Here is a 25,498-nt window from a genome sequence, read left to right on the forward strand (position 1 = left end):
TCAAAAACCGACCTTGCAGAATGATGCTGTTCATCAAGATCGCTGGGGCCGCGCCGTGGCCCCAAATACTAGCGCTTGCAAGGCAGCTTTTTGTCCATCCGCACAGCGTCAGGCTTAGCGGGTCACGCGGTCTTTTCGAATTTCAGGTCCCAGACACCATGGCCCAAGCGCTCGCCGCGGCGTTCGAACTTGGTGATCGGCCGCTCGGTCGGGCGCGGCACGTAGGTACCGTCCGCTGCTTGATTGCGATAGCCAGGGGCTGCATTCATCACTTCCAGCATGTACTCGGCATAGGGTTCCCAATCCGTGGCCATGTGAAACACGCCGCCGGGCTTGAGCTTGCGCCGTACCAACTCGGCGAACGCCAGCTGGACGATGCGGCGCTTGTGGTGGCGCGCCTTGTGCCAAGGGTCAGGGAAGAACAGCATCAGGCGGTCAAGGCTGTCGTCGGCCACGCAACGGTTCAATACCTCGATGGCATCGCAATCGTATACCCGCAAGTTGGTCAGCCCTTGGGTGAGCACGCCATTGAGCAGCGCCCCTACGCCTGGGCGATGGACCTCGACACCGATGAAGTCCTGCTCAGGCGCAGCGGCGGCCATTTCCAGAAGGGAATGACCCATGCCGAAGCCGATTTCCAGCGTGCGCGGTGCCGAGCGGCCGAAGACCTGGTCGTAGTCGACCGGGCTGTCCGCCAGCGGCAGGATGTACAGCGGCCCACCCTGGTCCAGGCCGCGCTGCTGGCCTTCGGTCATGCGCCCGGCACGCATCACGAAGCTCTTGATGCGGCGGTGTGGGCGGGCGTCGCCGTCGGCGGCGTTCGGCAGATCTTGCGAATCAGTCATCAGGGGCTCTTACTTGATCAGACCATCCAGCGGCGAAGAGGCGCTGGCATAGAGTTTCTTGGGCATGCGACCGGCCAGGTACGCCATGCGACCCGCCACGATGGCGTGCTTCATGGCCTCGGCCATCAATACCGGTTGCTGGGCATGGGCGATGGCCGAGTTCATCAGCACCGCCTCGCAGCCCATTTCCATGGCGATGGTGGCGTCGGAGGCAGTGCCTACGCCAGCATCCACCAGCACCGGTACTTTGGATTCTTCGAGGATGATCTGCAGGTTGTAGGGGTTGCAGATGCCAAGCCCTGTACCGATCAGGCCAGCCAGGGGCATGACGGCGATACAGCCGGCTTCGGCCAGTTGGCGGGCGATGATCGGGTCGTCGCTGGTGTAGACCATCACGTCGAAGCCATCCTTGACGAGCACCTCGGCGGCCTTGAGGGTTTCGATTACGTTGGGGAACAGGGTTTTCTGGTCGGCCAGCACTTCCAGCTTGACCAGGTTATGCCCATCGAGCAGCTCCCGGGCCAGGCGGCAGGTACGCACCGCTTCGACGGCGTCATAGCAGCCGGCAGTATTGGGCAGAATGGTGTAGCGGTCCGGTGGCAGTACGTCCAGCAGGTTCGGCTCGCCCGGGTTCTGACCAATGTTCGTGCGGCGCACCGCGACAGTCACGATCTCGGCACCAGAGGCCTCGATGGCCTGGCGGGTTTGCTCCATGTCACGGTACTTGCCGGTGCCTACCAGCAGGCGCGACTGGAAGGTACGCCCGGCCAGGGTGAAGGGCTTGTCGCTGCGAACGTTGCTCATCGTTGTTCCTCGGGAAAAGGTTGCGGGGCCTGCCGTTGGGTTGCCGACAGCGGTCAGCCGCCGCCAATCGCGTGCACCACTTCGACCTGGTCGCCATCGCTCAGCGCGGTGGTGACATGCTGACTGCGCGGCACGATGTCCTGATTCAGCTCCACCGCCACGCGGCGGCCAGCCAGCTCAAGGCGTGCCAGTAGCCCGGCGACGCTTTCGCCAGCAGGCAATTCGTAGGGTTCACCGTTCAGTTGGATACGCATGCTCACGGCCACCATTGTTCTTTGGGGCCCGCATTCTAGCGCCGAAAGGCCGCGCAACCCAAGGCCACCGCACGCCATTAGTCGTTAATGTGGACTGGGCAGTCAGCCCAGTCGCCACGCGGCGAGCCCAAGGCAAAGCCACCCTGCCAGGAAGCACAGGCCACCGATGGGCGTGATCATGCCCAGCTTGCTGATGCCGGTCAGCGTCAGCAGGTACAGGCTGCCGGAGAACAGCACGATACCCAGCACGAACAGATAACCAGCCCAACCCACCAGCCGGCCAGGCAGATGGACCGCCAGCAATGCCACGCCAAACAGCGCCAGCGCGTGAACCAGTTGGTAGGTGACACCGGTGTGGAAGATAGCCAGGTAGTCAGCGCTGAGTCGATTTTTCAGGCCGTGGGCTGCAAAGGCGCCCAGGGCCACGCCGGTAAAGCCGAAAAAAGCGGCAAGCATCAGGAAGCTGCGAAGCATGGGACGACTCCTCGAATCGGGTCTGTATAATGGCCCTTCCCAAACGTCCGGCCAAGCCACCCTATGCTGCGAAACCTTCTCCGACGTCTTCTGCGCGCCCTGCTCTGGTTTGCTGCCGTCAGTATCGTGCTGGTTCTGGTGTTTCGCTGGGTGCCCCCGCCCGGGACGGCGTTGATGCTCGAGCGCAAGGTGCAATCGTGGGTGAGCGGCGAACCGATTGATCTGCAGCGCGAATGGGTGGGTTGGGACCATATCTCCGATGACCTCAAGGTGGCGGTCATCGCTGGCGAAGACCAGAAGTTCGCCAGCCATTGGGGGTTCGACATACCCGCCATCCAGGCAGCCCTGGCTTTCAACGAGCGTGGCGGTAGCGTGCGCGGAGCCAGCACCCTGACCCAACAGGTGGCCAAGAATCTGTTCCTGTGGCCGGGGCGCAGCTGGCTGCGCAAGGGGCTGGAAGCATGGTTCACCGGCTTGATCGAGCTGTTCTGGACCAAGCAGCGCATTCTTGAGGTCTACCTGAACAGTGCCGAGTGGGGCCAGGGTGTGTTCGGCGCCCAGGCAGCCGCTCGCCATCACTTTGGTGTGGAGGCCAGTCAACTCAGCCGGCAACAAGCCGCGCAACTGGCCGCGGTGCTGCCCAGCCCTCTCAAGTGGAATGCTGGGAAGCCAAGCACCTACGTGGCCAGCCGTGCTGGCTGGATTCGCCGCCAGATGAGCCAGCTGGGTGGGCCAAGCTACTTGATGCAATTGGACACATCACGCAGGCCCTGAGCCTGGCACCGCGTACAGGGCAGACATGAAAAAGCCGCTGTTCCTTTGCGGGGCAGCGGCTTTCTTGTCGAACAGAGAACGATCAGGCTGCGATCAAGGCCTTGACCTTGTTCATCGCGTTCTTCTCCAACTGGCGAATACGCTCGGCCGACACGCTGTATTTCTCGGCCAGCTCATGCAGGGTAGCTTTCTCTTCGGCCAACCAGCGCTGGTACAGAATATCCCGGCTACGGTCATCCAGACCCTGCAAGGCCTCATGAAGGTTGCTGGTGGAGTTGTCGCTCCAGTCTGCATCTTCAAGCTGTACTGCCGGGTCGTAACGGTGGTCTTCCAGGTAATGCGCAGGCGACTGGAAGGCACTGTCGTCATCGGCTTCGGCTGCCGGATCGAACGCCATGTCGTGACCGCTCAGACGGCTTTCCATCTCGCGGACTTCACGAGGCTCGACCCCCAGGCTTTCGGCAACCCGGTGCACTTCGTCGTTATTCAACCAGGCCAGACGCTTTTTCTGGCTGCGCAGGTTGAAGAACAGCTTGCGCTGGGCCTTGGTGGTCGCCACCTTGACGATACGCCAGTTGCGCAGGATGAACTCGTGAATCTCGGCCTTGATCCAGTGCACGGCGAACGACACCAGGCGCACGCCCATTTCAGGGTTGAAGCGCTTGACGGCCTTCATCAGGCCAACGTTGCCTTCCTGGATCAGGTCGGCCTGGGCCAGCCCATAACCGGCATAGCTACGGGCGATATGCACGACGAACCGCAGGTGGGCCATTACCATCTGCCGAGCAGCTTCGAGGTCCTGCTCGTAATAGAGACGCTCAGCCAGATCACGCTCCTGCTCGACAGTCAGCAGCGGGATGCTGTTGACCGTATGCACGTAGGACTCCAGGTTTGCACCGGGGACCAGGGCATACGCAGGTTGCAACGATGTGGTCATTCAAGAACCTCCGACTTACTGAACTCGCGCTTTTCAGGCGCTGCCTACATAGACCTGGGGCCCAGGTACAAGTTCCAACGGGCACGCCCAGGCCAATGCTGGCCAATAAAAACTATCGCGGCGCCAGCTCGTTCAAGTGGCGGGCGACTGCAATCCATGCACCGATATACCCCAACAGCACCGCTCCGATCAAGAGCGACAGACCATCGGAGGCAGGTACGCCACCCAAGGCGAAATCGCTGCCATACAGACCGGACAGGCTCACCACGGCCTCGTTCAGCCACCCTAGGCCAAACGCCAGGATGGCCCAGGCCAACAGGCCCGCGCCCAGGCCGTACAAGGCCCCCATGTACAGGAAAGGCCGGCGTACGTACGCATCGGTGCCCCCCACCAGCTTGATCACTTCGATCTCGACACGGCGGTTCTCGATATGTAGACGAATTGTGTTGCCAATTACTAAAAGCAGCGCAGAAATGAGCATGACGGCCAGCCCGAAAACGAACCGGTCCCCAAGCTTGAGGATGGCCGCCAGCCGCTCGACCCACACCAGGTCCAGCTGCGCTACATCGACGCGCGGCAACTCCGACAGGCGCTGACGCAACGCTTCCAAGGCCGGCTTGTCGACTTCGGTCGGGGTCACCACGACCACGCCGGGCAGTGGGTTGTCGGGCAACTCACGCAGCGCCTCGCCCAGGCCCGATTGCTGCTGGAACTCCTGCAGCGCCTGCTCGCGACTGACATACTGCGCCTCTGCTACGCCAGGCATGCCCTTGATTTCATCGCGCAACGCCTCGCCGTCACGGCTGCTGGCATCGAGCTTGAGGTACAGGGATATCTGCGCGGCGCGCTGCCAGGACCCGCCCAACTGCTCGATGTTCTTGAGCAACAACGACAGCCCCATGGGCATGCTCAGCGCCACGGCCATCACCATGCACGTGAAGAAGCTGCCAATGGGCTGCTTGCCCAGTCGCCGTAAGCTATCCGCCAGGCTGGCGCGATGGCTCTCGAGCCAGGCATGCATGAGCGATCGCAGGTCCGGACCGTCATCGTCGGAGCCTGCGCCACGTTTCTTCGCAGGCTGTGGGTCGGCAGGTTTAGGCGCGACGCGCTCGGAGACCTTCGGTGATCGTGTCGTACTCATTGTCCGGCCTCCCCGTCGCCGATCAGACGCCCGCGCTGCAAGGTGAGCATGCGGTGACGCATGCGCGCGATCAGGGCCAGGTCGTGGCTGGCGATCAAGACCGTTGTGCCCAATCGGTTGATGTCCTCGAACACCCCCATGATTTCCGCAGCCAGGCGCGGGTCCAGGTTACCCGTTGGCTCGTCGGCCAGCAGCAGGGCTGGCTGGTGCACGATGGCGCGGGCGATACCCACGCGCTGCTGCTGGCCGGTCGACAGGTCGGCAGGGTACAGCTCGCCTTTGTCGACCAGAGACACCCGCTCCAGCGCCGAGTCCACGCGCTTGGCGATCTCGGCCTTGGACAAGCCCAGTATCTGCAGGGGCAAGGCAATGTTGTTGAAGACCGTGCGGTCGAACAGCAACTGGTGGTTCTGGAACACCACGCCTATCTGGCGGCGCAGAAACGGGATCTGCGAATTGCTGATCTGGCCCAGGTCCTGCCCGGCCAGCATCAGTTTGCCGCTGGTAGGACGCTCCATGGCCAGCAGCAGGCGCAGCAGCGTACTTTTACCTGCGCCCGAGTGCCCGGTGACGAACAGGAATTCGCCCCGACGCGCCCGGAAACTCAGCTCGTGCAGCCCCACGTGGCCGTTGGGGTAGCGCTTGGCAACCTGTTCGAATCGAATCATGGTCAGTCTCGCTCGGCGAACAGGGCCTTGACGAACGGCTCGGCCTCGAAGGTGCGCAGGTCATCGATCCCTTCACCAACACCGATGAACCGGATAGGCAGCTTGAATTGCTTGGCCAGGGCGAAGATGACACCCCCCTTGGCGGTACCGTCGAGCTTGGTGAGCGCAAGGCCGGTCAGCTCCACGCTCTGGTGGAAATACTTGGCCTGGCTGATGGCGTTCTGGCCAGTACCGGCGTCGAGCACCAGCAGCACTTCGTGCGGTGCATCGGGATCGAGCTTGCCAATGACGCGACGGACCTTCTTCAGCTCCTCCATCAGGTTGTCCTTGGTGTGCAGGCGCCCGGCGGTATCGGCGATCAGCACATCCACGCCCCTGGCCTTGGCTGCCTGCACCGCGTCGAAGATCACCGAGGCGGAGTCGGCGCCGGTGTGCTGCGCGATCACCGGGATGCGGTTACGCTCACCCCACACCTGCAATTGCTCGACCGCCGCGGCCCGGAAGGTGTCGCCTGCAGCGAGCATCACTTTCTTGCCTTCCATTTGCAGCTTCTTGGCCAGCTTGCCGATGGTGGTGGTCTTGCCAGCGCCATTGACGCCTACCACCAGGATCACATAAGGCTTGCTCTGCGCCGCCACGACCAGCGGCTGCTCGACAGGCCTGAGCAACGCGGCCAGTTCTTCCTGCAAGGACTTGTACAGCGCATCGGCGTCGGCCAGCTGCTTGCGAGCCACCTTCTGCGTCAGGTTCTGAACGATGGTGGACGTGGCCTCCACCCCGACGTCGGCGGTCAGCAGGCGAGTCTCGATCTCGTCGAGCAAGTCGTCGTCGATGACTTTCTTGCCCAGGAACAGGCTGGCCATGCCTTCGCCAATGCTGGCGCTGGTTTTCGACAATCCCTGCTTGAGGCGGGCGAAAAAGCCTGCTTTCACAGGCTCGGCCTGGGCGGCCTCGACGGGCGGGGCAGCCTCGGCCTCGACGTGCAGATCGACCTTGGGCGGCTCTGCAATGGGCTGGACCGCTGGCGCAGGCGCCGGGCGATCAGGAATGACCGGTGGCGCCTTGGCTTGCAGATCGGGCACCAGCGCCACGGGTTCTTCTGCAACCGGCAGCACCAGGTTGCTCACGGGGGCAGGGATTTCGGCTTCAGGCGCGACCGCTTGAACAGGCGCGGGCACGTGCGGTGCAGGATCGACTACCGGCGCCGGTGCCTCGGGCACGGCGACCTCTGGCAAGGGCTCAGCCGTCACGGGAGCAGGGGGTATAGGCTCCGCACGCGGCGCAACGACCGGGGCCGCAGCGGCGTGCTCGTCCAGCGGCGCAGGCACCTCCGCTCGCTCGGAATCAGCTAGTGCGGGCGCTTCGACAGCTGGGGATTTTTCCGCCGGCACGTCCGCTTGCGCAGGTGGCTGCGGCTTCTTGCGGAACCAGCCGAACAGGCCTTTCTTCTCGCCAGCCTCGGCCGGCGCTTTTTTGTCGTCGTTGGAACCAAACATGGAAGACGGCTATCTCAGGGTAGCGATGGCCCGCTAGGGCGCATCAGGAATTCTTTCTACGCAGAACAGACTATCTAGAAGCCGGCTGGTTCATGCGCAACGTTTTGTCTTGATGTCCTGCAGGCCAGAACGGCGACAGGCATGGTCGCCAGGCAACCGGATCAGTATCCTAGCACCTCCTGGCCTGCCGACGCTAAACCCAGCGGGCCGCCGAACAGGTTAAACACCGTATGAATGCTCTAGCCCGCCGCGCCGCTGGCCTGTTGCTCGGCACGCTGTGCCTCCCGCTTGCGGCCTTCGCCGCCGATGTGCAACCCACTCACGAATTCATCCTGGATAACGGCCTCAAAGTGGTCGTGCGCGAAGACCATCGCGCGCCAGTGGTGGTCTCGCAAATCTGGTACAAGGTCGGCTCCAGCTACGAGACGCCTGGCCAGACCGGCCTTTCCCATGCGCTCGAGCACATGATGTTCAAGGGCAGTGCCAAGGTCGGCCCCGGCGAAGCCTCGCGTATCCTGCGGGACCTGGGCGCCGAAGAGAACGCGTTCACCAGCGACGACTACACCGCCTACTACCAGGTGCTGGCGCGTGATCGCTTGCCGGTTGCCTTCGAGCTGGAGGCCGATCGGCTGGCCAGCCTGCGTCTGCCAGCCGACGAGTTCAGCCGTGAAATCGAGGTCATCAAGGAAGAGCGCCGCCTGCGCACCGATGACCAGCCCAATGCCAAGGCGTTCGAGCTGTTTCGGGCCATGGCCTACCCGGCCAGTGGCTACCACACCCCGACCATCGGCTGGATGGCCGACCTGGAGCGCATGAAGGTCGAGGAGCTGCGCCACTGGTACACCTCCTGGTACGCGCCCAACAACGCCACGCTCGTGGTGGTGGGCGATGTCACCGCCGAGGAAGTCAAGGGCCTGGCCCAGAAGTACTTCGGCGCTATCCCTCGCCGGGACACACCTGCGGCCAAGCTGCCGCTGGAGCTGGCTGAGCCCGGCCAGCGTCAGTTGACCCTGCACGTGCGCACCCAGCTGCCAAGCCTGATCTACGGCTTCAACGTACCCGGCCTGCCCACGGCCAAGGACCCTCGCACGGTGCATGCCTTACGTCTGATCTCGGCCTTGCTCGACGGCGGCTACAGCGCACGCATGCCCGCACGACTGGAGCGCGGGCAGGAACTGGTGGCCGGCGCCTCGTCCAGCTACAACGCCTTCACGCGCGGCGACAGCCTGTTCCTCATTTCAGCCACACCCAACGTGCAGAAGCAAAAAACCCTGGCAGACGTAGAAAAGGGCATCTGGCAACTGCTGGATGAACTCAAGACTACTCCGCCCACGGCAGAAGAGCTCGAGCGCGTGCGCGCCCAGGTCATCGCCGGGCTGGTGTATGACCGCGACTCAATCAGCAGTCAGGCAACCACCATCGGCCAGCTGGAAACCGTCGGGCTGTCCTGGAAGCTGATCGACAGCGAGCTGGACGAACTCAAGCGCGTTACCCCTCAGGACATCCAGCAAGCTGCCCGTACCTATTTCACCCGCGAACGCCTGAGCGTTGCCCATGTTCTGCCCGAGGAGTCCGCTCATGAGTGACCGTCGCTTGCACCGCCCCCACTGGCTGGCCACGGGTATCTGTACCTGGGCATTGACGGCTGCGCTGGCCGTACCGGCACTGGCCCAGGACGCTGCCAAGGCTGGCAATGCACAAGCCCGGCAGGCCAACACTCTACAGTCCCTGGCCGAGCTTGATGGCAAGGCGCCCACCACCCGCCAGTTGAACATCCAGCACTGGAACACGGCTGAAGGCGCGCGGGTGCTGTTCGTCGAGGCCCGCGAGCTTCCGATGTTCGACCTGCGCGTGACCTTCGCTGCCGGCAGCAGCCAGGACGGTGACACACCAGGCCTGGCGGCGCTGACCAACGCCATGCTCAACGAAGGCGTACAGGGCAAGGATGTGACGGCCATCGCCCAGGGCTTCGAGGGCCTGGGCGCAGATTTCGGTAACGGCTCGTACCGCGACATGGCCGTCGCCTCGCTACGTAGCCTCAGTGCCAAGGACAAGCGCGACCAGGCCTTGAAGCTGTTTACCGAAGTCACAGGCAAGCCCACCTTCCCGGAGGATGCGCTCAAACGGCTCAAGAACCAGATGCTGGCCGGCTTCGAATACGACAAGCAGAATCCCGGCAAGCTCGCAGGCAAGACGCTGTTCGCCAACCTGTACGGCGAACACCCTTATGCGCATCCCAGCGATGGAACACCGCAAAGCATCACTGGCATTACCCTGGAGCAGTTGCGAGCGTTTCACGCCAAGGCCTACACGCCTGGCAATGCCGTCATCGCACTGGTGGGTGACCTGAACCGCAGCGAAGCCGAGGCAATTGCCGCGCAGGTTTCAGCCGGTCTGCCCAAAGGCCCGGCCTTGCCTGCTCCAGCCCAACCGACGGAGCCCAAGGCAGGCTTCACCCACATCGAGTTTCCGTCTCAGCAGACCCACCTGATGCTCGCAGAGCTGGGTATCGATCGCCAGGACAAGGATTGGCCAGCCCTGTCACTGGGCAATCAGATCCTCGGTGGCGGCGCGTTCGGGACGCGGCTGATGAGCGAGGTGCGGGAAAAGCGCGGCCTGACCTACGGGGTCTATTCGGCCTTCAGCCCAATGCAAGTGCGCGGCCCGTTCATGATCAACCTGCAAACCCGCGCCGAGCTCAGCGAAGGGACATTGAAGCTGGTTCAGGGTATTCTGGCCGACTACCTGCGCAGCGGTCCTACCCAGCAAGAACTGGACGATGCCAAGCGCGAGCTGGCCGGAAGCTTCCCGCTCTCCAATGCCAGCAATGCCAGCATTGTCGGCCAACTGGGCGCCATCGGCTTCTACAACCTGCCATTGAGCTGGCTGGAAGATTTCATGCAGCAGTCCCAGGCCCTGACCGTCGAACAGGTTAAAGACGCCATGAACAAGCACCTGTCTGCCGACAAGCTGGTCATCGTCACGGTTGGCCCGAAGGTGCCGCAGAAGCCACTGCCAGCCCCCACTGATAAACCCTCCGGGCAACCGCTCGGGGTACCGGAGCACTAATGCCAAGATCCAACCCTCCCGCTCGCCAGCAACCGGGCCAGAGCAAGGGCCAGGGCCACCTGCGTATCATCGCGGGCCAATGGCGCAGCCGTCGCCTGGCCGTGCCCGACGGCGAGGGCTTGCGCCCTACGCCTGACCGGGTACGCGAGACGGTTTTCAACTGGCTGGCACCCTACATCGAGGGCGCGCACGTGCTCGATGCCTTCACCGGCAGCGGAGCCTTGGTGCTGGAGGCCCTGTCTCGCGGGGCTGAAGATGCCGTGGCGCTGGACAGCAATCCTGCGGCCATCGCCAACCTCAAGAACAACCTCGAGCTCCTGCGCTGCCCACGGGGGCAGATCCTGCAGACCGATGCCTTGCGTTATCTGCAAGGCCCTGCAAAAAAGCAGTTCGACCTGGTGTTCCTTGATCCACCCTTCCATCAACAGTTGCTGGCAGACACCTGCAATCTGCTTGAACAGCACCAGTGGCTGAGCGAGCAAGCATGGGTATACACCGAGAGCGAAGCGGCTCCATCGACCTTGCAGTTGCCTGCCAACTGGCGCCTGCACCGGGAGAAAAAAACCGGACAGGTGTACTACGCGCTGTGGCAACGGGGCTAGTTATATAGCGCAGGCCAGGTCTTGCATTGACTGATGCTGCTCGGGTCTCTAGCCACCCGAGCACCTCAGCATGACCGTATCACTCTCTGCGCCTTCACTGGCCGATGATGTCTCGGCGGCGCTTGCCTCTCTTACAAGCGCCAGCCCCTCCCCTCTCCAGCATTTCACGCTTGAAAACGGTCTGTCCGTCTACCTAAGGCAGCAGAGCCGAAATGCCCTCGCCGCCGTCCAGCTCTGGTACAACGTCGGTACCCGCCATGAGCCGGCAGGGCAGACCAACCTCTCGCACTTGCTCGAACACGTCATATTCGAAGGCAGCCGCAAGCTGGAGCCTGGGCAGTACGCCAAAGTCGTTGCCCGCCTTGCGGGACAGGCCAATGCCAGTACTCACCTCGACGCCACCTCTTTCGACATGCTGCTGCCTGCATCGCGCCTGCCCGTTGCGCTCGAACTGTTGGCAGATGCCATGACCACAGCCACATTCGGGTTGCCCGAGTTGGCACGAGGCGCCAAGGCAATCGCTGACGAACGACGCCTGAAGGTAGACGCCCAGCCCGTCCAGCAAGCCTACGACCGTCACTTGGCTTTGGCACACGGCAGCAGCCCTTATGCCACCCCAAGCTTCGGCTCGCCGGTGGATCTACAGAACATCGACCTTCCAACGCTGCGGCAGTGGTACATCACCCATTACCGGCCTAACAACGCCACGCTCGTCGTGGTGGGCAACGTAGAACTGGAAACGTTGAAACAGCAGGTCGAAAGGTACTTTGCGCACGTGGAGCGCGGCCAGCTGACAGACTCGCCTTTTCCTCGCTCAGACGCGCCATTGGCTGAACGCAGCCAGACCGTCAGCTTGCCGGGGCTTAGCCATGGTCTGTTGATGTCCTTCAACGTCCCCAGCTGTGCCACAGCCATCAATGCACTCACGAGCAAGACCCTCGAACTGATCTGTGAAGTACTGGCCGAGGGCTCCAGCGCTTGGTTGTATGCCGAACTTGTCAGGGGCCGGGGTCTGCTGACAGGCGTTGCCGCAACCTACGACCTCCTCGTACGTGGCGACACCGTAGTCACCTTCTCAGCCTATGTGAACACGCTGAATGCGACCCTCGAACAAGCTGCTGATGCTATCTACAAGCAGATAGCACGCCTGCATACCGAAGCCTTGTCCGACGAGCAGTTGCAGCGGATAAAACTGCGATTGCTCGCCCGCCAGCTTTTCTCTCTCGACAGCCCAATTGCCCAAGCCTCACAAATCGGCGCCATGGCCGCGACAGGGCAGCCAGCAACCCTGATCGACGAACATGCGCGCCTGATCTCGATCATCGATAGCGCTCAGGTGCAGCAGGTAGCGCGCACTTATCTGGGCCGTGAGCGGCTGACCACCACCTCTCTTTTACCAGGAGCGCAAGCATGACCGACGATCAGATACGCCAAGCAGCACCTGTGCTGTGCCAAGGGCCTGCCATCGATGCTGCGCGTCAAGCGATGGCAAGGCTGACCTCGACCCAAACGGTCGAGCTCGACCAGCCTCCTGCCCTCCTGGCCACGGCTGAGCGATGGGAGACGGCGCAAGGTACGAAGGTCAGTTTCATAGCTGCGCACGATCGGCCCATGATTGATCTGGTGCTGCGATTCCGGGCAGGTAGCGCTCTTGATGGCGATCACCCAGGGCTGGCTGCGCTGACGCTCTACAGCCTTGATCAGGGTACCGAAACCCTCAGTGCGGCGCAGTTTGCCGAGCACATGGCTGCAAGGGGCGCCATCGTGGGACGCTCGTTGAGCGAAGACAAAGCCACGATCACGCTAAGGTGCCTAAGCACACCCGGCTTGCTGCGAGCTGTTTCGCAAACGCTGGCGCAGATGCTGGCCCGCCCAGCGTTTCGCGCAGAGGACGTGGCGAAGATACGTGATCGAATAGCGCTCTACCAAGGCCGGCAAAACCTCAATCCGCTGGCACGCCTGATCAATACGACCACCGGTCATGTATTCAGCGGCCATCCGTACGCTTCGCACGCCGATGCAGCGATCATCGGCCCCTTGACCACTGATCAGGTGCGGGCCTTTCATGCAAAGGCTTACTCGGCCAGTAACCTCGCTATAGGACTGGTTGGCGACCTGAGCCGAGACGAGGCGGAACAGCTGGTCAATGACCTGATACGTGATTTGCCGCAGCAGTGGGCATCGCAACCACCGTCCATGTTAGGTGAGCAGTCGCCTCTGTCACGCCATATTGCGCACCCTGGCAGTGCAACTCAGGCAATGCTGACCCTGGCCATCCCCGTGCTACCCAACGCCCCGGTCTATGCTGCACTGGAGTTGCTGACCGAGATTCTTGGCGGCAACTACGAGGCGCGCTTGCCTCAGGAACTGCGCCATGTGCGAGGGCTGACCTACACGGTCACTACCAAACTGAGGCACTTGGATGCGGGAGCACTGTTGCACGTACACTGGGACGTCGCCCCGCAATACCGGGAAGCTTCACATGCCCTTGTCGCAGGCATGCTGGATTGCCTCCATGAACTTGGACCAACTCAGGTGGAGTGCGACATGGCCGTTAACCAGATCGCTGCTCGGCTGCACCGGGAACTGGCCGACAGCGCAAAGCTGGCAGCGACATTGGCCACGCACAGTCATCAGGGCCTGCCCGCCGATTACCTGACCACCCATCTGGACAGGCTTGCTTCATTGACCCCTGCCCACCTTCGTGAAGTAGCGCAGGTGTGGTGGCGCAACGCACCTCAGGTATTCGTCACCCTCGGCCCCGACGCCGAGCAGTCCCCCTTGCCTACGCCGGAGCCAGCACAGCGATAGGCGAGCAGGAGCACAGGCGAGTCAGTGAGAGCTGATACAGGCGCTGTTTCATGGCACTCTAGCCGGGCACATCACGAGTTACCCAGCATGCCAAGCTCCAGCGCCCTGTTTCATCCTGCCAAAGGCCTTTCCAACCCCCACCTGCAAACATTGTGGGGTCCCCTCTGGCGCAAAATCCCAGTGCTGCAACGCGACCGCGAACGCATCTGGCTGGCGGACGGGGATTTCATCGACCTCGACTGGCATGGCCCGCACCAGCCCCATGCGCCGCTGGTGCTAGTGCTTCATGGGTTGACGGGGTCATCGGGCTCACCCTATGTCAAAGGCCTGCAACAGGCGCTGCACGCACTGGGCTGGGCCAGCGTTGCAGCGAACTGGCGGGGCTGTTCTGGGGAGCCGAACCTGCTGCCGCGCAGCTACCACTCTGGCGCCAGCGAGGATCTGGCTGAAATCATCAGCCACTTGCGCGCCAAAAGGCCCCTGGCCCCCCTGTCCGCGGTCGGCTACTCCCTGGGAGGCAATGTCCTGCTTAAATACCTGGGCGAACAGGGTGACGACAGCCAGTTGCAGGCAGCAGTTGCCGTCTCCGTGCCTTTTCGCCTGGACCAGTGTGCCGATCGTATCGGCCTAGGGTTTTCGAAGGTGTACCAGGCACATTTCATGCGCGAAATGCTCGCCTACGTGCAGATCAAGCAGCGTTTGTTCAAAGACCAAGGCCACCCAGAACGTCTGGCGAAGCTGGAGCAGCTCGGGCCACTGCGCGGCTTGCGCACGTTCTGGGATTTCGACGCCAAGGTCACTGCACCGCTGAATGGTTTTCAGGATGTGCACGACTATTATCGCCGCGCTTCAAGTGGCTTCTACCTGGGTCAGAACCGTACCCGGACCCTGATCATCCAGGCCAGCGACGACCCCTTCGTCTCGCCCCTGAGCTTACCAACGGCAAACGAGCTGGCCCCGGGGACCGAGCTGGAGTTGCACGCCCATGGCGGCCACGTCGGGTTCGTCGACGGCAGCCTGCGAAAACCGGGCTATTACCTGGAGCGCCGGATTCCGCAGTGGTTGCGCGAAGGTATGCAGAGGACGGCTTACTGATCGCCCGTTGCCACTGCATGCTCAGGGCGGGTGATCCATTCACTCCATGAGCCTGCATACAGTTTGCCGAGCGGGTAGCCTGCTAACGCCAACGCGAACAGGTTATGACACGCCGTTACCCCCGAACCACAGTACGCAACCAGTTGCTCAGGCGCACGCCCCTGCAGTTGCTGCTCGAAACGTTGTCTGAGTTGCTCGGGCGGCAGAAAACGGCCATCGCTGCCAAGGTTTTCGGTGAAAGCGGCGCAGCGTGCTCCAGGGATATGCCCTGCCACTGGGTCGATGGGTTCCATGTCGCCACGAAAACGTGGCAATGCGCGCGCATCCAGCAGGGTCAGGTCTGCGCTGTCCAGGCGCTGATCCAGGCCATCGGCATCGATCAACATCGCATCATCGGGCTGGCCGCTGAAGTTGCCTTCGCGCCGGACTGGGGGATCCAGGCTTAATGGCAGGTGCGCGGCGTGCCAGGCGGTCAGGCCGCCGTCCAGGAGGGCAACGCCACTGCGTTTGCCCAGCCAGGCCAGCAGCCACCAACCTCGCGCGGCATAGGCGCCGGTACCGTCGTCGTACAGCACCACTTCGCTCTCGTTATCCACGCCCCATTCGCGCAGGCGGGCTACCAGCTTTTCTGGATCGGGCAGCGGGTGACGCCCTGTCACTCCCTTGCTGACCGAGCCGCTGAAGTCTCGTTCAAGGTCGGCAAAGTGCGCCCCTTCGATATGACCCAGGGCGTAACTGCGCTGACCGTAATCCACATCCTCAAGGGCGAAGCGACAGTCGAGAATGACAAGGTTTGGTGAATCCAGCCGCTCAGCCAACTGCTGCGGGGTGATCAACTGCGCAAGTGACATGACAATCTCCTGATCGATGTAATCCCAGGCCCTGGCGCTAGTGCTCAAGCGCCTGAATGAACGGTACGTGAAACTCGCGGCACAAGGCTTGCACCGCATTGCGCGCAGGCTCGGTGACGAACCCCAGCTCAAGGGCCAGCACTTGATACACGCCCCGCTTGAACGCTTCTTCACCCAGGTGCGCTGCATGCTCCCGGGTCGTGCTGAGAAAGCGCACCCATGAGGTGAGCACGATCCAGGCGTTGATGGTCAGCGACTCCTGCTGCGCGGGGTTCATCGCCAGGATACCCGCCTCGACGAAACCGCGGTAAATGGCCTTGCCCTGACGCATGCAGCGCGCGGAGAAGCGTCGATAACGGGCTGCCAGCTCAGCATCGCTGCCCAGCAGATGCTCCAGATCGCGGTGCAGAAAACGGTAGTTCCACATCGCAGCCAGCAGTGCCTGCAGGTAGAACCGCTTGTCCTGCACCGCCAGCGGGCGCCCCTGCGGCGGGCGCAGAAAGCTGTCTACGTGCGCTTCGTAATGGCTGAACAAAACCGCAATAATCGCCTGCTTGTTGGGGAAGTGGTAATACAGATTGCCGGGTGAGATGCCCAGATGCGCCGCGATATGGTTGGTGCTGACGCTGCGCTCGCCCGACTGATTGAACAGCTCGAGGCTGCTCTGGACGATTCTCTCGCGGGTCTTGATGGGCCGGGCCATGTCCAGCTTCCTGTATACGGAGCAGTGAAAACCGCCATGGTACGAGGTATTGCCGAGGTGTTGCACGGTACCCAAGCGCTGCGGCCTCGCACCATCGGCTGGCCCAAAGTATAGTGCCTTGGCCGGCCGCATGACTTGGCCGGGCGCAGTCGCTGCGCTACCATCCGACTCCCCAACGCACTCCAGCCAGGATGACGCGATGAACCGAGTGTTGTACCCGGGTACTTTCGACCCCATTACTAAAGGCCATGGCGATCTGGTCGAGCGCGCCTCGCGGCTGTTCGACACCGTGATCATTGCAGTGGCCGCCAGCCCCAAGAAAAACCCTTTGTTCCCGCTGGAACAACGCGTGGAGCTGGCCCGTGAGGTCACCAGGCACCTGCCCAATGTCGAAGTCATCGGCTTTTCCTCGCTGCTGGCGCATTTCGCCAAGGAGCAAGGTGCCAATGTGTTCCTTCGTGGTTTGCGTGCAGTGTCGGACTTCGAATACGAGTTCCAGCTGGCGAACATGAACCGTCAACTGGCCCCCGACGTCGAGAGCCTGTTTCTTACGCCGTCAGAGCGGTACTCGTTCATCTCGTCGACCCTGGTTCGCGAAATCGCCGCACTGGGGGGCGATATCAGCAAATTTGTGCACCCGGCCGTGGCCGATGCGCTGACTGAGCGCTTCAAGAAATAAAGCCGCTGTTCCAGATCGTCGCGCCTGCGTGCACTGCAGGCGCGAATGCGGCACAATTGTGCCCATTGCGTTGAACATGCCCGGGCGTTGAGCCCCGGCCGGAGCCCCCATGTCCCTGATCATCACCGACGATTGCATCAACTGCGACGTCTGCGAACCCGAGTGCCCCAACGAGGCCATCTCCCAAGGCGAAGAGATCTACGTGATCGACCCCAACCTGTGCACCCAGTGCGTGGGTCATTACGACGAGCCGCAGTGCCAACAGGTCTGCCCGGTCGACTGCATCCCGCTGGATGAGGCGCACCCGGAAAGCCAAGAGCAGCTGATGGCCAAGTACCTGAAGATCACCGGCAAGGCCTGACGCTGCCGGCCATCGGCATGCCCGCGCCTTGCTCCTCCGTGGCGATCATCCCGAAGCGCGCAAGGCCTCAGCGCTGGCAGCGCGGGCAGAACACGCTGGCGCGTTGACCCAGCTTCACATCCCGTAGTTCGGTGCTACATACCTTGCAGGGCAAGCCGCCGCGCCCGTAGGCGAACAGTGTCTGCTGGAAATACCCTGGCTGGCCGTCACCGCCGATGAAATCGCGCAGCGTGGTGCCGCCCAGCTCGATGGCCGCCGCCAGCACGCGCTTGATCTCGATGGCCAGCTTCAGGTAACGCGCCCGCGAAATGCCACCGGCCGCGCGGCGCGGATCGATGCCGGCAGCGAACAGCGCTTCGGTCGCATAGATGTTGCCTACGCCAACGACCACGGCGTTGTCCATGATGAAGGGCTTGACCGCCATCGACCGACCGCGGGACAGCTGGAACAGTCGCTCACCGTCAAACAGGTCGGTCAGTGGCTCGGGGCCAAGTCGCAGCAGCAACGCATGATTGAGCGGGTCCTGGCTCCAGAGCATGGCGCCAAAGCGGCGCGGGTCGGTGTAGCGCAGCATCAGACCGGATTCGAGCTCGATGTCCACGTGCTCGTGCTTGCCAGCCGGCAAGCCCGCCTCCACCAGCCGTAGATTGCCCGACATGCCCAAGTGGCTGATCAGGGTCCCTACTTCGGCATTGATCAGCAGGTACTTGGCCCGGCGTTCGACCGTGACGATGCGTTGCCCGGAGAGCCGCACGTCCAGGTCCTCCGGGATCGGCCAGCGCAAGCGGCGGTCACGCACGACCACGCGGCTGACGCGCTGACCTTCGACATGCGGTGCAATGCCGCGCCGGGTGGTCTCTACCTCGGGTAACTCAGGCATGTATCAGTGCCCACCTAGTTCTCGGATGTTCTGTTTGAGGTTATCGAAGTCGTATTCCGACAAGCCTATGTAATCGAGCACCAGCGGCCCCACTACGTTCCATTCCTGATCCACCGTCTGGTTGCCCAATACCCGGTAGGAGGCACAGATGTGCTCGGCCATCTTGAGCACCGCCAACAGGTTTTTCATCTGGCTTTGGTTGTTGCGGGCGCTGTCATCGCGAAACACTGCCAGCGCGTTGTGGTGGTTGGCGATGGCGCCGGTCAGGTGTTCGGGCAGGCGCCAGGACTTGGCCGTGAAATAGCCGACGACGGCATGATTGGTGTTGAAGGCGCGGTTCTCGGTGTCCACCACGCGGGTCTGCTCGTTGGTTTTTGCATAGGCCTCTTCGAGCACATCCATGTACGTGGGGAAGCGCTTGAGCATCAGCGGAACGCCGCAATCGTGGAACAGCCCGAGGGTATAGGCTTCGTCGGCGGGCTGGATACCCGTGCGCTTGGCCAGCGTCAGACAGGTCATTGCCACATCCTGCGCGGTATCCCAGAACCGGTTAAGGGTGACGATGGTTTCATCGCTCATTTCACCCTTGATCGACTGCGCGTTGATCAGGTTGATGATCGAACGACTACCCAGCAAATTCACCGCACGCTGGATCGAGCCAATCTTGTTGGACAGGCCAAAGTGCGCCGAGTTGACCAGCTTGAGCAAGGCCCCCGACAACCCGGGGTCCTGAGCGATCAGTTTGGCGATGGTTTCCAGGTCCGGGTCAGGCATGTACTGCTCGAACTGCAAATCGACCATGATCTGCGGCTGCGGCGGAATGGTGATGCCTTGCAAGGCTTGCTGGATCTGTTCGGCGGTGAGTTCTTGGGACATGCGTGCACACTCGTATGGGACTGCCGATTCTACCGCGATGCACCCCACAGAACTAACCGCTGGATCAGTGAACTTGAACTTTCATGAGCGCGGGTGGGCCTGTTTCTCATATTCATCAAGTAAAGGAGCAAGGCCCATGGGTACTGAACTGAACGGCAAGCGCGTGGCTATCCTGGTGACTGATGGCTTCGAGCAGGTGGAATTGACAGGCCCGCGTGACGCCCTGCAGCAGGCGGGCGCCCAGGTGCACGTGCTGAGCGAGAAGCAAGGCACGGTGCGCGGCTGGAACCACGACGAGCCCGCGGACGAATTCAAGGTCGACGGCACCTTCGACAGCGCCAGCGAACTCTACGATGCCGTGGTCCTGCCAGGCGGCGTACAGAACTCGGACACCATCCGCCTGGTTGAAGGCGCGCAGAAAATCGTCAAAAGCCATGACGCGGCCGGCAAACCGATTGCCGTGATCTGCCACGGCGGCTGGTTGCTGATTTCGAGCGGCTTGACCCAGGGCAAGCGCATGACCAGCTTCAAGACCCTGCAGGATGACCTGCGCAACGCTGGCGCCGAGTGGGTCGACGAAGAAGTAGTGGTTGACGGGAACCTGATCAGCAGCCGGCAGCCCGATGATATCCCTGCCTTCAACAAGGCACTGATCCAGGCCCTGTCGTCCTGACAGCTGGCGCTCAGCATTAAGGTTGGGTAGGGGTTATACTCCCGCTCTTTTTTCCGGAGCGACGTCATGTCCCTGCCCAGCCTTCGCCTCAAAGCCAATGCCGACCGCCGCCTGCGCGCAGGCCATCTGTGGGTCTACAGCAACGAGGTAGACGTTGCCACCACCCCGCTGCAAGGCTTGCAGGCCGGCCAGCAAGCCGTGCTCGAAGCCGCCAACGGCAAGCCACTGGGCATCGTTGCCCTGAGCCCCAATAACCTGATCTGCGCCCGCTTGCTGTCACGCGACGTCAAGCTGCCACTGGACAAGTCACTGCTGGTGCACCGCCTGAACGTGGCCTTGTCACTGCGCGAGCGCCTGTTCGACAAGCCATGCTATCGCCTCGTCTATGGCGATTCCGATTGGCTGCCGGGGCTGGTCGTCGATCGCTTCTTCGACATCCTGGTGGTGCAACTGGCATCGGCAACCATGGAAGCGCACAAGGATGAGGTGATCGCGGCGCTGGTCCAGGTGCTCAAGCCAAGCGGCATCCTGTTCAAGAACGATTCGGCGGCCCGTGATGCCGAAGGCCTGCAGCGCTATGTCGAAACCGTTTACGGTGAAGTCCCGGATTGGGTTCCGCTGGAAGAAAACGGTGTTCGTTTCGAAGCCCCGGTCCGTGAAGGCCAGAAAACCGGCTGGTTCTATGACCACCGCATGAACCGTGCACGCCTGGCCCCCTATGTTCAGGGCAAGCGCGTACTCGACCTGTTCAGCTACATCGGCGGTTGGGGTGTGCAGGCGGGTGCCTTCGGCGCCAGCGAAGTGTTCTGCGTCGATGCATCGGGCTTTGCCCTGGATGGCGTTGAGCGCAACGCCGCGCTCAACGGTATTGGTGAGAAGCTGACCTGTGTCGAGGGCGACGTCTTCGAAGCCTTGCGCGAACTCAAGGCAGCCGAGGAGCGCTTCGACGTGATCATTGCCGACCCGCCCGCCTTCATCAAGCGCAAGAAAGACCTGAAGAACGGCGAGGCGGCTTACCGCAGGCTCAACGAGCAGGCCATGCGCATGCTGAACAAGGATGGCATTCTGGTCAGTGCTTCTTGCTCGATGCACCTGCCCGAAGACGATCTGCACAACATCCTGCTGACCAGTGCCCGTCACCTGGACCGCAACATGCAGCTGCTCGAGCGCGGTGGTCAGGGCCCTGACCATCCGGTGCACCCGGCGATTGGCGAAACCCGCTACATCAAGAGCATCACCTGCCGGTTACTGCCCAACAGCTGAGCCATGACGGGGGCCTGGGTGGCCCCCGATCGTTTCAGAGTTCAAGCACCTGGGTCGCGATACCGAAGTACACCAACACGCCTGCTGCGTCGGCAATGGACGTGATCAATGGCCCGCTGGCCGTGGCGGGGTCCAGCTTGAGCCGGCTCAGCAGAAACGGCAGGCTCATGCCGATCAGGCTGCCGACCAGCACGATCACCACCATGCTGCTGGCCACGATCAAGGCGATCTGCGGGCCGCCACGCAACAGCCCAAGCGATGCCACGGCTACCGCCATGGTGCAGCCCAGCAGCAGCGCGACGCCAAATTCGCGCCCCAGCATTCGCCCCCAGTCGCTCAGCGTGACTTCGCCTGTGGCCAGGCCCCTGACCATGAGGGTTGCCGACTGGGAGCCTGCATTGCCGCCGCTGTCGACCAGCAGTGGCAGAAAGAACACCAGGGCGATATGCGCGGCAATGGTTTCTTCGAAGGCCGCGATGCCTGCCCCTGAGAACAGGTTGCCGAACACCAGCAGCACCAGCCACAACACCCGCTTGCGGTACAGCAATCCGAGGGTCGCGTGCCGCAGGTCACCGATGGTATTGGTGATGGAGGCGCCTTTGTGGAAGCTTTCGGTGGTTTGCCGCCGTTGCGCGTCGAGCGCAGCGTCGACGGCACCAACAGCGATGGTTTTATCGATAGGGTTTTGCATGAAGTTCTCCAGGCGCCGACCAGGCGCCTGCAGGCTTCAGCCTCGCAGACTCAAGCCCTCGGCAGCCCTGGCGGCGGCGCGCTCAGTGCCAGGTTGCAGTTCGTGACGAACCGGTAACTGGGAAGGTCCATTGAGGGTTATCTCGTCAAGCCGCACATGCGGCGGCCGAATGATAATGGCAAGTCAGGCGCAGGTCAGCCTCACACGGATCGTTTCAGACGGTTCCTACAACTTCGGTTTTTCGCCCAAAACCGCCGCTCGGGCACATCGTCATGCCTTCCCGGCGCCAGCGGTGTAGAATCGGGCTATTCATCGCCAGTCATCCCCCGGCGGGTTTATGAGCTCTGGCCAAGCACGCGGCGATCCCGCGCGGTCTTCGGCCCCATCCGTGCCAGTGGCAACCGGCCTGCGGTACAGAGGACAAGAGAAGCTCACTCCCCTTTCTGTGACCTGATTAAGCCGCCAGGAGTGTTTCATGCCTGATTACCGTTCCAAGACTTCCACCCACGGCCGCAACATGGCAGGTGCACGCGCCCTGTGGCGTGCCACCGGCATGAAGGACGAAGACTTCAAGAAGCCGATCATCGCCATTGCCAACTCCTTCACCCAGTTCGTGCCGGGCCATGTGCACCTCAAGGACCTGGGCCAGCTGGTCGCTCGCGAGATCGAGCGCGCCGGTGGCGTGGCCAAGGAATTCAACACCATCGCGGTCGATGACGGCATCGCCATGGGTCACGACGGCATGCTGTACTCGCTGCCCAGCCGTGAAATCATCGCCGACGCGGTGGAGTACATGGTCAACGCGCACTGTGCCGATGCCATCGTCTGCATCTCCAACTGCGACAAGATCACTCCCGGCATGCTGATGGCTGCCTTGCGCCTGAACATTCCGGTGATCTTCGTCTCCGGCGGCCCTATGGAAGCCGGCAAGACCAAGCTGGCAAGCCATGGCCTGGACCTGGTCGACGCCATGGTCATCGCCGCCGACAGCACGGCCTCCGATGAAAAGGTCGCCGAATACGAGCGCAGCGCCTGCCCTACCTGCGGCTCGTGCTCTGGCATGTTCACCGCCAACTCGATGAACTGCCTGACCGAGGCGTTGGGCCTGGCCCTGCCGGGCAACGGTTCCACCCTGGCCACCCACTCGGACCGCGAGCAGTTGTTCCTGACGGCCGGCCGCACCATCGTCGAGCTGTGCAAACGTTACTACGGCGAGAACGACGCATCGGTCCTGCCGCGCAGCATCGCCAACTTCAAGGCGTTCGAGAACGCCATGATGCTGGACATCGCCATGGGGGGGTCGACCAACACCATCCTGCACCTGCTGGCTGCGGCGCAGGAAGGCGAAGTGGCATTCGACCTGCGCGACATCGATCGTCTGTCGCGCAAGGTGCCGCAGCTGTGCAAGGTGGCGCCCAACATCCAGAAGTACCACATGGAGGACGTGCACCGCGCCGGCGGTATCTTCAGCATCCTGGGCTCGCTGGCCCGTGGCGGCCTGCTGCACACCGACCTGCCCACCGTGCATAGCCGCAGCATGGAAGAAGCCATCGCCAAGTGGGACATCACCCAGACCGACGACGAGGCAGTGCACACCTTCTTCAAGGCTGGCCCAGCTGGCATCCCGACCCAGACCGCGTTCAGCCAGTCGACGCGTTGGGAAACCCTGGATAACGACCGCGAGAACGGCTGCATCCGCAGCTTCGAGCACGCGTATTCACAAGAGGGTGGTTTGGCCGTGCTGTACGGCAACATCGCCCTGGACGGCTGCGTGGTGAAAACCGCCGGTGTCGACGAATCGATCCATGTGTTCGAAGGCACGGCCAAGATCTTCGAAAGCCAGGACAGCGCCGTGCGTGGCATCCTCGCCGACGAAGTGAAGGCCGGCGACATCGTGATCATCCGCTACGAAGGCCCGAAAGGTGGCCCGGGCATGCAGGAAATGCTGTATCCCACGTCGTACCTCAAGTCCAAAGGCCTGGGCAAGGCGTGCGCCCTGCTCACCGACGGCCGCTTCTCGGGAGGCACCTCGGGCCTGTCCATCGGTCATGCCTCGCCGGAAGCCGCAGCAGGCGGCGCCATCGGCCTGGTGCGTGACGGCGACAAAGTCCTGATCGATATCCCCAACCGCTCGATCAACCTGCTGGTGAGCGATGACGAGCTGGCCGAGCGCCGCGCCGAGCAGGACAAGAAGGGCTGGAAACCGGCTGAGGTACGCCCGCGCAAGGTGACGACAGCCTTGAAGGCCTACGCCCTGTTGGCGACCAGTGCCGACAAAGGTGCCGTGCGCAACAAGGCGATGCTCGAAGGGCTGTGATACCCATCCAGCATGACGAGAACCGGCGCTTCGAGCGCCGGTTTTTTATTGCCAAGACAGCGGCCTCGCGCATCCATCACGGATGCAACCTGCTCACTGAATCTGTTCAGGCGTCACGATCACCCAGTTCTTGTCTGCCGTCACCGGCAACCCTTCCTTGGCCTGGGCCGCTGCCTGCCTGGCGATCATTCCTTCGAGCTGCTCCATGTACTTGGGCTTGCGGTTTATCCACAGGTGGATCCCGCCCTTGCCGACATCCACGCCATGAAACTGCATGTAGCCATCGCTGGTCGGGGTATCGCCGCCCACCAGCACGGGCTTCTTCCATTCATCGATGTAGGTCAGGATCGCCGCTTGCTTGCCCGCCATCCACGTGGCGGGCGTCCACAGGTAAGGGGTCAGTTCGAGCCCTTCGTTAGCCTTGGCGTCGTAGTGCCCAGCGCTGATCTGCTTGCGTGCCGTGGTCAATTGCCCCGTGGCACGATCCTTGAGCAGCAGGCTGACCCCGATCACGTTCTGCGGCTTCACGTTGTAGCCATACTTGGGGTCAGAGGCGACCATGCGCACCAGCTCTTCGGAAGCGGCTGACACCACGTAGACTTCAATGCCGTTCTCCATCAACTTGTTGTACAGCTCGGCCTGGCCCTTGAAGACCTTGGGCGGCTGCACTTCGATGGCCTTGACCTGATCCCCGTCGTAGTAGGTGCTGGGCACAGGCTTGCCGGACGCCATGAGCGCATCCACCTGTACTTTCAGTTCCTTGAGGGTGAAGCCGGAAAACACTTGCGCCACCCAGGGGTAGCAGACCATGTCGTCGATCTCACACAGCCGGTAGTAGTAGCTGAACAGGCTTTCCTTGTGCTCGGCACTGTCCTTGAAGGGAATGAGTTTCAGCGAAGGGTCCAGCTTGTCACGGCTCAGCAGCCCTTTGTTCTCCATGAATGGCAACAACGCTTCTTCAAGGTCGTAGCGGTAGCTGGTGTTGTCCATGTCGAACACCGCATAGTTACCCTTATGGGCATTGGCGATGATCATGCGGTCGAGCTGTGTGGCGGCTTCGGCTGGCCAGTGGTCAAGCTCAGTAGCGGAGGTTTGCCAGCTGAACAGCAGGGACAGGCCGATGGCGGCGGTTTTGAGCGCAACGTTCATGTACGAATCTCCTGAAACGACTGACAGACGCTATTCGAGTGAGCCCTGTCAGCACCGCTCGATTGCGACCTTTACACCCCAGTAA

The 25,498-nt window shown here is 62.3% G+C and carries 26 protein-coding genes; 12 read left to right on the plus strand and 14 right to left on the minus strand.

What is annotated here, in order from left to right; genetic code table 11:
* Nucleotides 1–122: 122 nt before the first annotated feature.
* From trmB to ACF8GB_RS06005, 4 genes are all read right to left on the minus strand, one after another.
* On the minus strand, nt 123–845 hold the full coding sequence (gene trmB, locus ACF8GB_RS05990) for a tRNA (guanosine(46)-N7)-methyltransferase TrmB (protein ID WP_058602898.1): 723 nt from the start codon (nt 843–845) through the stop codon (nt 123–125).
* Nucleotides 846–854: 9 nt separating this feature from the next.
* Nucleotides 855–1,649 (minus strand): thiazole synthase, encoded by a 795-nt coding sequence (locus ACF8GB_RS05995; protein WP_023532295.1) that lies wholly within the window; start codon nt 1,647–1,649, stop codon nt 855–857.
* Nucleotides 1,650–1,702: 53 nt separating this feature from the next.
* The gene (gene thiS / locus ACF8GB_RS06000) at nt 1,703–1,903 is read right to left on the minus strand and encodes a sulfur carrier protein ThiS (RefSeq protein ID WP_058603078.1); all 201 of its coding nucleotides are present in this window, start codon (nt 1,901–1,903) and stop codon (nt 1,703–1,705) included.
* Between the two features lie 102 nt (nt 1,904–2,005).
* Nucleotides 2,006–2,377: a DUF423 domain-containing protein gene (locus tag ACF8GB_RS06005; protein ID WP_027913492.1), complete on the minus strand. Its 372-nt coding sequence runs from the start codon at nt 2,375–2,377 to the stop codon at nt 2,006–2,008.
* A 63-nt stretch (nt 2,378–2,440) separates the two neighbouring features.
* Between ACF8GB_RS06005 and mtgA the strand changes: the two genes are divergently transcribed.
* Nucleotides 2,441–3,151 carry a monofunctional biosynthetic peptidoglycan transglycosylase gene (gene mtgA, locus ACF8GB_RS06010; RefSeq protein WP_058602896.1) on the plus strand — a complete coding sequence of 237 codons (711 nt, stop codon included), beginning with the start codon at nt 2,441–2,443 and terminating at the stop codon, nt 3,149–3,151.
* A gap of 82 nt (nt 3,152–3,233) precedes the next feature.
* Here mtgA and rpoH read toward each other — a convergent pair whose 3' ends face one another.
* The 4 genes from rpoH to ftsY all read right to left on the minus strand — a co-directional run bounded on the left by rpoH (nt 3,234) and on the right by ftsY (nt 7,393).
* Entirely contained in the window at nt 3,234–4,088 is an 855-nt protein-coding gene (gene rpoH / locus ACF8GB_RS06015; RefSeq protein ID WP_023532728.1) for an RNA polymerase sigma factor RpoH, read from the minus strand.
* A 112-nt stretch (nt 4,089–4,200) separates the two neighbouring features.
* Nucleotides 4,201–5,229: a permease-like cell division protein FtsX gene (gene ftsX / locus ACF8GB_RS06020; protein ID WP_058602895.1), complete on the minus strand. Its 1,029-nt coding sequence runs from the start codon at nt 5,227–5,229 to the stop codon at nt 4,201–4,203.
* Nucleotides 5,226–5,897, minus strand: a complete 672-nt coding sequence (gene ftsE, locus ACF8GB_RS06025; RefSeq protein WP_023532835.1) for a cell division ATP-binding protein FtsE — start codon at nt 5,895–5,897, stop codon at nt 5,226–5,228. Before ftsE ends, ftsX begins: the two co-directional genes overlap by 4 nt.
* Before the next feature lie 2 nt (nt 5,898–5,899).
* Nucleotides 5,900–7,393: a signal recognition particle-docking protein FtsY gene (gene ftsY / locus ACF8GB_RS06030; RefSeq protein ID WP_392526703.1), complete on the minus strand. Its 1,494-nt coding sequence runs from the start codon at nt 7,391–7,393 to the stop codon at nt 5,900–5,902.
* 230 nt (nt 7,394–7,623) lie between these two features.
* Here ftsY and ACF8GB_RS06035 point away from each other — a divergent pair, with 230 nt between their 5' ends.
* From ACF8GB_RS06035 to ACF8GB_RS06060, 6 genes are all read left to right on the plus strand, one after another.
* A complete protein-coding gene (locus tag ACF8GB_RS06035; RefSeq protein ID WP_058602893.1) occupies nt 7,624–8,979 on the plus strand; it encodes a pitrilysin family protein in 1,356 nt (451 codons plus the stop codon).
* Nucleotides 8,972–10,462: a pitrilysin family protein gene (locus ACF8GB_RS06040; RefSeq protein ID WP_078479283.1), complete on the plus strand. Its 1,491-nt coding sequence runs from the start codon at nt 8,972–8,974 to the stop codon at nt 10,460–10,462. Before ACF8GB_RS06035 ends, ACF8GB_RS06040 begins: the two co-directional genes overlap by 8 nt.
* A complete protein-coding gene (gene rsmD, locus ACF8GB_RS06045) occupies nt 10,462–11,064 on the plus strand; it encodes a 16S rRNA (guanine(966)-N(2))-methyltransferase RsmD (RefSeq protein WP_058638137.1) in 603 nt (200 codons plus the stop codon). The genes ACF8GB_RS06040 and rsmD overlap by 1 nt, the downstream gene beginning before the upstream one ends.
* 70 nt (nt 11,065–11,134) lie before the next feature.
* Nucleotides 11,135–12,478 carry a pitrilysin family protein gene (locus ACF8GB_RS06050; RefSeq protein WP_197844095.1) on the plus strand — a complete coding sequence of 448 codons (1,344 nt, stop codon included), beginning with the start codon at nt 11,135–11,137 and terminating at the stop codon, nt 12,476–12,478.
* Nucleotides 12,475–13,875, plus strand: coding sequence for a pitrilysin family protein (locus ACF8GB_RS06055; protein ID WP_058638139.1), 1,401 nt, complete (start codon nt 12,475–12,477; stop codon nt 13,873–13,875). Before ACF8GB_RS06050 ends, ACF8GB_RS06055 begins: the two co-directional genes overlap by 4 nt.
* Before the next feature lie 87 nt (nt 13,876–13,962).
* The gene (locus ACF8GB_RS06060) at nt 13,963–14,970 is read left to right on the plus strand and encodes a hydrolase (RefSeq protein ID WP_058638140.1); all 1,008 of its coding nucleotides are present in this window, start codon (nt 13,963–13,965) and stop codon (nt 14,968–14,970) included.
* On the opposite strand, the gene ACF8GB_RS06065 is transcribed toward ACF8GB_RS06060, so the two are convergent.
* Together ACF8GB_RS06065 and ACF8GB_RS06070 are read right to left on the minus strand one after the other, a co-directional pair.
* On the minus strand, nt 14,964–15,821 hold the full coding sequence (locus ACF8GB_RS06065) for a sulfurtransferase (protein WP_326383320.1): 858 nt from the start codon (nt 15,819–15,821) through the stop codon (nt 14,964–14,966). The two genes, ACF8GB_RS06060 and ACF8GB_RS06065, sit on opposite strands and share 7 nt — an antisense overlap.
* A 37-nt stretch (nt 15,822–15,858) precedes the next feature.
* Entirely contained in the window at nt 15,859–16,524 is a 666-nt protein-coding gene (locus ACF8GB_RS06070; protein ID WP_392526704.1) for a TetR/AcrR family transcriptional regulator, read from the minus strand.
* Nucleotides 16,525–16,723: 199 nt separating this feature from the next.
* Here ACF8GB_RS06070 and coaD point away from each other — a divergent pair, with 199 nt between their 5' ends.
* Together coaD and ACF8GB_RS06080 are read left to right on the plus strand one after the other, a co-directional pair.
* Entirely contained in the window at nt 16,724–17,203 is a 480-nt protein-coding gene (gene coaD / locus ACF8GB_RS06075) for a pantetheine-phosphate adenylyltransferase (protein WP_023532462.1), read from the plus strand.
* A 109-nt stretch (nt 17,204–17,312) separates the two neighbouring features.
* On the plus strand, nt 17,313–17,564 hold the full coding sequence (locus ACF8GB_RS06080) for a YfhL family 4Fe-4S dicluster ferredoxin (protein ID WP_058602885.1): 252 nt from the start codon (nt 17,313–17,315) through the stop codon (nt 17,562–17,564).
* A gap of 67 nt (nt 17,565–17,631) precedes the next feature.
* Here ACF8GB_RS06080 and mutM read toward each other — a convergent pair whose 3' ends face one another.
* Nucleotides 17,632–18,444 carry a bifunctional DNA-formamidopyrimidine glycosylase/DNA-(apurinic or apyrimidinic site) lyase gene (gene mutM, locus ACF8GB_RS06085; RefSeq protein ID WP_058602884.1) on the minus strand — a complete coding sequence of 271 codons (813 nt, stop codon included), beginning with the start codon at nt 18,442–18,444 and terminating at the stop codon, nt 17,632–17,634.
* A 3-nt stretch (nt 18,445–18,447) separates the two neighbouring features.
* Nucleotides 18,448–19,266, minus strand: a complete 819-nt coding sequence (locus tag ACF8GB_RS06090) for an HDOD domain-containing protein (RefSeq protein WP_178091246.1) — start codon at nt 19,264–19,266, stop codon at nt 18,448–18,450.
* A gap of 190 nt (nt 19,267–19,456) precedes the next feature.
* On the opposite strand from ACF8GB_RS06090, the gene ACF8GB_RS06095 reads away from it, so the two are divergent.
* Both ACF8GB_RS06095 and ACF8GB_RS06100 read left to right on the plus strand, forming a co-directional pair.
* The gene (locus ACF8GB_RS06095; protein WP_058638143.1) at nt 19,457–19,993 is read left to right on the plus strand and encodes a type 1 glutamine amidotransferase domain-containing protein; all 537 of its coding nucleotides are present in this window, start codon (nt 19,457–19,459) and stop codon (nt 19,991–19,993) included.
* A 66-nt stretch (nt 19,994–20,059) separates the two neighbouring features.
* Nucleotides 20,060–21,256 (plus strand): class I SAM-dependent rRNA methyltransferase, encoded by a 1,197-nt coding sequence (locus ACF8GB_RS06100; protein WP_058638144.1) that lies wholly within the window; start codon nt 20,060–20,062, stop codon nt 21,254–21,256.
* Between the two features lie 34 nt (nt 21,257–21,290).
* Here the strand turns inward: ACF8GB_RS06100 and ACF8GB_RS06105 are convergent, their stop codons facing one another.
* On the minus strand, nt 21,291–21,947 hold the full coding sequence (locus ACF8GB_RS06105) for a magnesium transporter (protein ID WP_078479284.1): 657 nt from the start codon (nt 21,945–21,947) through the stop codon (nt 21,291–21,293).
* Between the two features lie 475 nt (nt 21,948–22,422).
* Here ACF8GB_RS06105 and ilvD point away from each other — a divergent pair, with 475 nt between their 5' ends.
* Nucleotides 22,423–24,264, plus strand: coding sequence for a dihydroxy-acid dehydratase (gene ilvD, locus ACF8GB_RS06110; protein WP_058638145.1), 1,842 nt, complete (start codon nt 22,423–22,425; stop codon nt 24,262–24,264).
* A gap of 93 nt (nt 24,265–24,357) precedes the next feature.
* Here ilvD and ACF8GB_RS06115 read toward each other — a convergent pair whose 3' ends face one another.
* The gene (locus ACF8GB_RS06115; protein WP_196185510.1) at nt 24,358–25,413 is read right to left on the minus strand and encodes a haloacid dehalogenase-like hydrolase; all 1,056 of its coding nucleotides are present in this window, start codon (nt 25,411–25,413) and stop codon (nt 24,358–24,360) included.
* Between the last annotated feature and the right edge of the window lie 85 nt (nt 25,414–25,498).

The sequence above is a fragment of the Pseudomonas sp. xss_4 genome (assembly GCF_043104125.1).
Taxonomy (GTDB): Bacteria; Pseudomonadota; Gammaproteobacteria; order Pseudomonadales; family Pseudomonadaceae; genus Aquipseudomonas; species Aquipseudomonas parafulva_B.

Coding starts and splice junctions, on each gene's coding strand:
- ACF8GB_RS06095 (WP_058638143.1), top strand. CDS start 19,457: ATGGGTACTGAACTGAACGGCAAGCGCGTGGCTATCCTGGTGACTGAT.
- ACF8GB_RS06035 (WP_058602893.1), top strand. CDS start 7,624: ATGAATGCTCTAGCCCGCCGCGCCGCTGGCCTGTTGCTCGGCACGCTG.
- ACF8GB_RS06050 (WP_197844095.1), top strand. CDS start 11,135: ATGACCGTATCACTCTCTGCGCCTTCACTGGCCGATGATGTCTCGGCG.
- ftsX (WP_058602895.1), bottom strand. CDS start 5,229: ATGAGTACGACACGATCACCGAAGGTCTCCGAGCGCGTCGCGCCTAAA.
- trmB (WP_058602898.1), bottom strand. CDS start 845: ATGACTGATTCGCAAGATCTGCCGAACGCCGCCGACGGCGACGCCCGC.
- ftsE (WP_023532835.1), bottom strand. CDS start 5,897: ATGATTCGATTCGAACAGGTTGCCAAGCGCTACCCCAACGGCCACGTG.
- ACF8GB_RS06105 (WP_078479284.1), bottom strand. CDS start 21,947: ATGCAAAACCCTATCGATAAAACCATCGCTGTTGGTGCCGTCGACGCT.
- ACF8GB_RS06065 (WP_326383320.1), bottom strand. CDS start 15,821: ATGTCACTTGCGCAGTTGATCACCCCGCAGCAGTTGGCTGAGCGGCTG.
- ACF8GB_RS06080 (WP_058602885.1), top strand. CDS start 17,313: ATGTCCCTGATCATCACCGACGATTGCATCAACTGCGACGTCTGCGAA.
- ACF8GB_RS06005 (WP_027913492.1), bottom strand. CDS start 2,377: ATGCTTCGCAGCTTCCTGATGCTTGCCGCTTTTTTCGGCTTTACCGGC.
- ACF8GB_RS06060 (WP_058638140.1), top strand. CDS start 13,963: ATGCCAAGCTCCAGCGCCCTGTTTCATCCTGCCAAAGGCCTTTCCAAC.
- rsmD (WP_058638137.1), top strand. CDS start 10,462: ATGCCAAGATCCAACCCTCCCGCTCGCCAGCAACCGGGCCAGAGCAAG.
- ACF8GB_RS05995 (WP_023532295.1), bottom strand. CDS start 1,649: ATGAGCAACGTTCGCAGCGACAAGCCCTTCACCCTGGCCGGGCGTACC.
- mtgA (WP_058602896.1), top strand. CDS start 2,441: ATGCTGCGAAACCTTCTCCGACGTCTTCTGCGCGCCCTGCTCTGGTTT.
- coaD (WP_023532462.1), top strand. CDS start 16,724: ATGAACCGAGTGTTGTACCCGGGTACTTTCGACCCCATTACTAAAGGC.
- ftsY (WP_392526703.1), bottom strand. CDS start 7,393: ATGTTTGGTTCCAACGACGACAAAAAAGCGCCGGCCGAGGCTGGCGAG.
- rpoH (WP_023532728.1), bottom strand. CDS start 4,088: ATGACCACATCGTTGCAACCTGCGTATGCCCTGGTCCCCGGTGCAAAC.
- ACF8GB_RS06100 (WP_058638144.1), top strand. CDS start 20,060: ATGTCCCTGCCCAGCCTTCGCCTCAAAGCCAATGCCGACCGCCGCCTG.
- ACF8GB_RS06040 (WP_078479283.1), top strand. CDS start 8,972: ATGAGTGACCGTCGCTTGCACCGCCCCCACTGGCTGGCCACGGGTATC.
- ilvD (WP_058638145.1), top strand. CDS start 22,423: ATGCCTGATTACCGTTCCAAGACTTCCACCCACGGCCGCAACATGGCA.
- ACF8GB_RS06055 (WP_058638139.1), top strand. CDS start 12,475: ATGACCGACGATCAGATACGCCAAGCAGCACCTGTGCTGTGCCAAGGG.
- ACF8GB_RS06115 (WP_196185510.1), bottom strand. CDS start 25,413: ATGAACGTTGCGCTCAAAACCGCCGCCATCGGCCTGTCCCTGCTGTTC.
- thiS (WP_058603078.1), bottom strand. CDS start 1,903: ATGCGTATCCAACTGAACGGTGAACCCTACGAATTGCCTGCTGGCGAA.
- mutM (WP_058602884.1), bottom strand. CDS start 18,444: ATGCCTGAGTTACCCGAGGTAGAGACCACCCGGCGCGGCATTGCACCG.
- ACF8GB_RS06070 (WP_392526704.1), bottom strand. CDS start 16,524: ATGGCCCGGCCCATCAAGACCCGCGAGAGAATCGTCCAGAGCAGCCTC.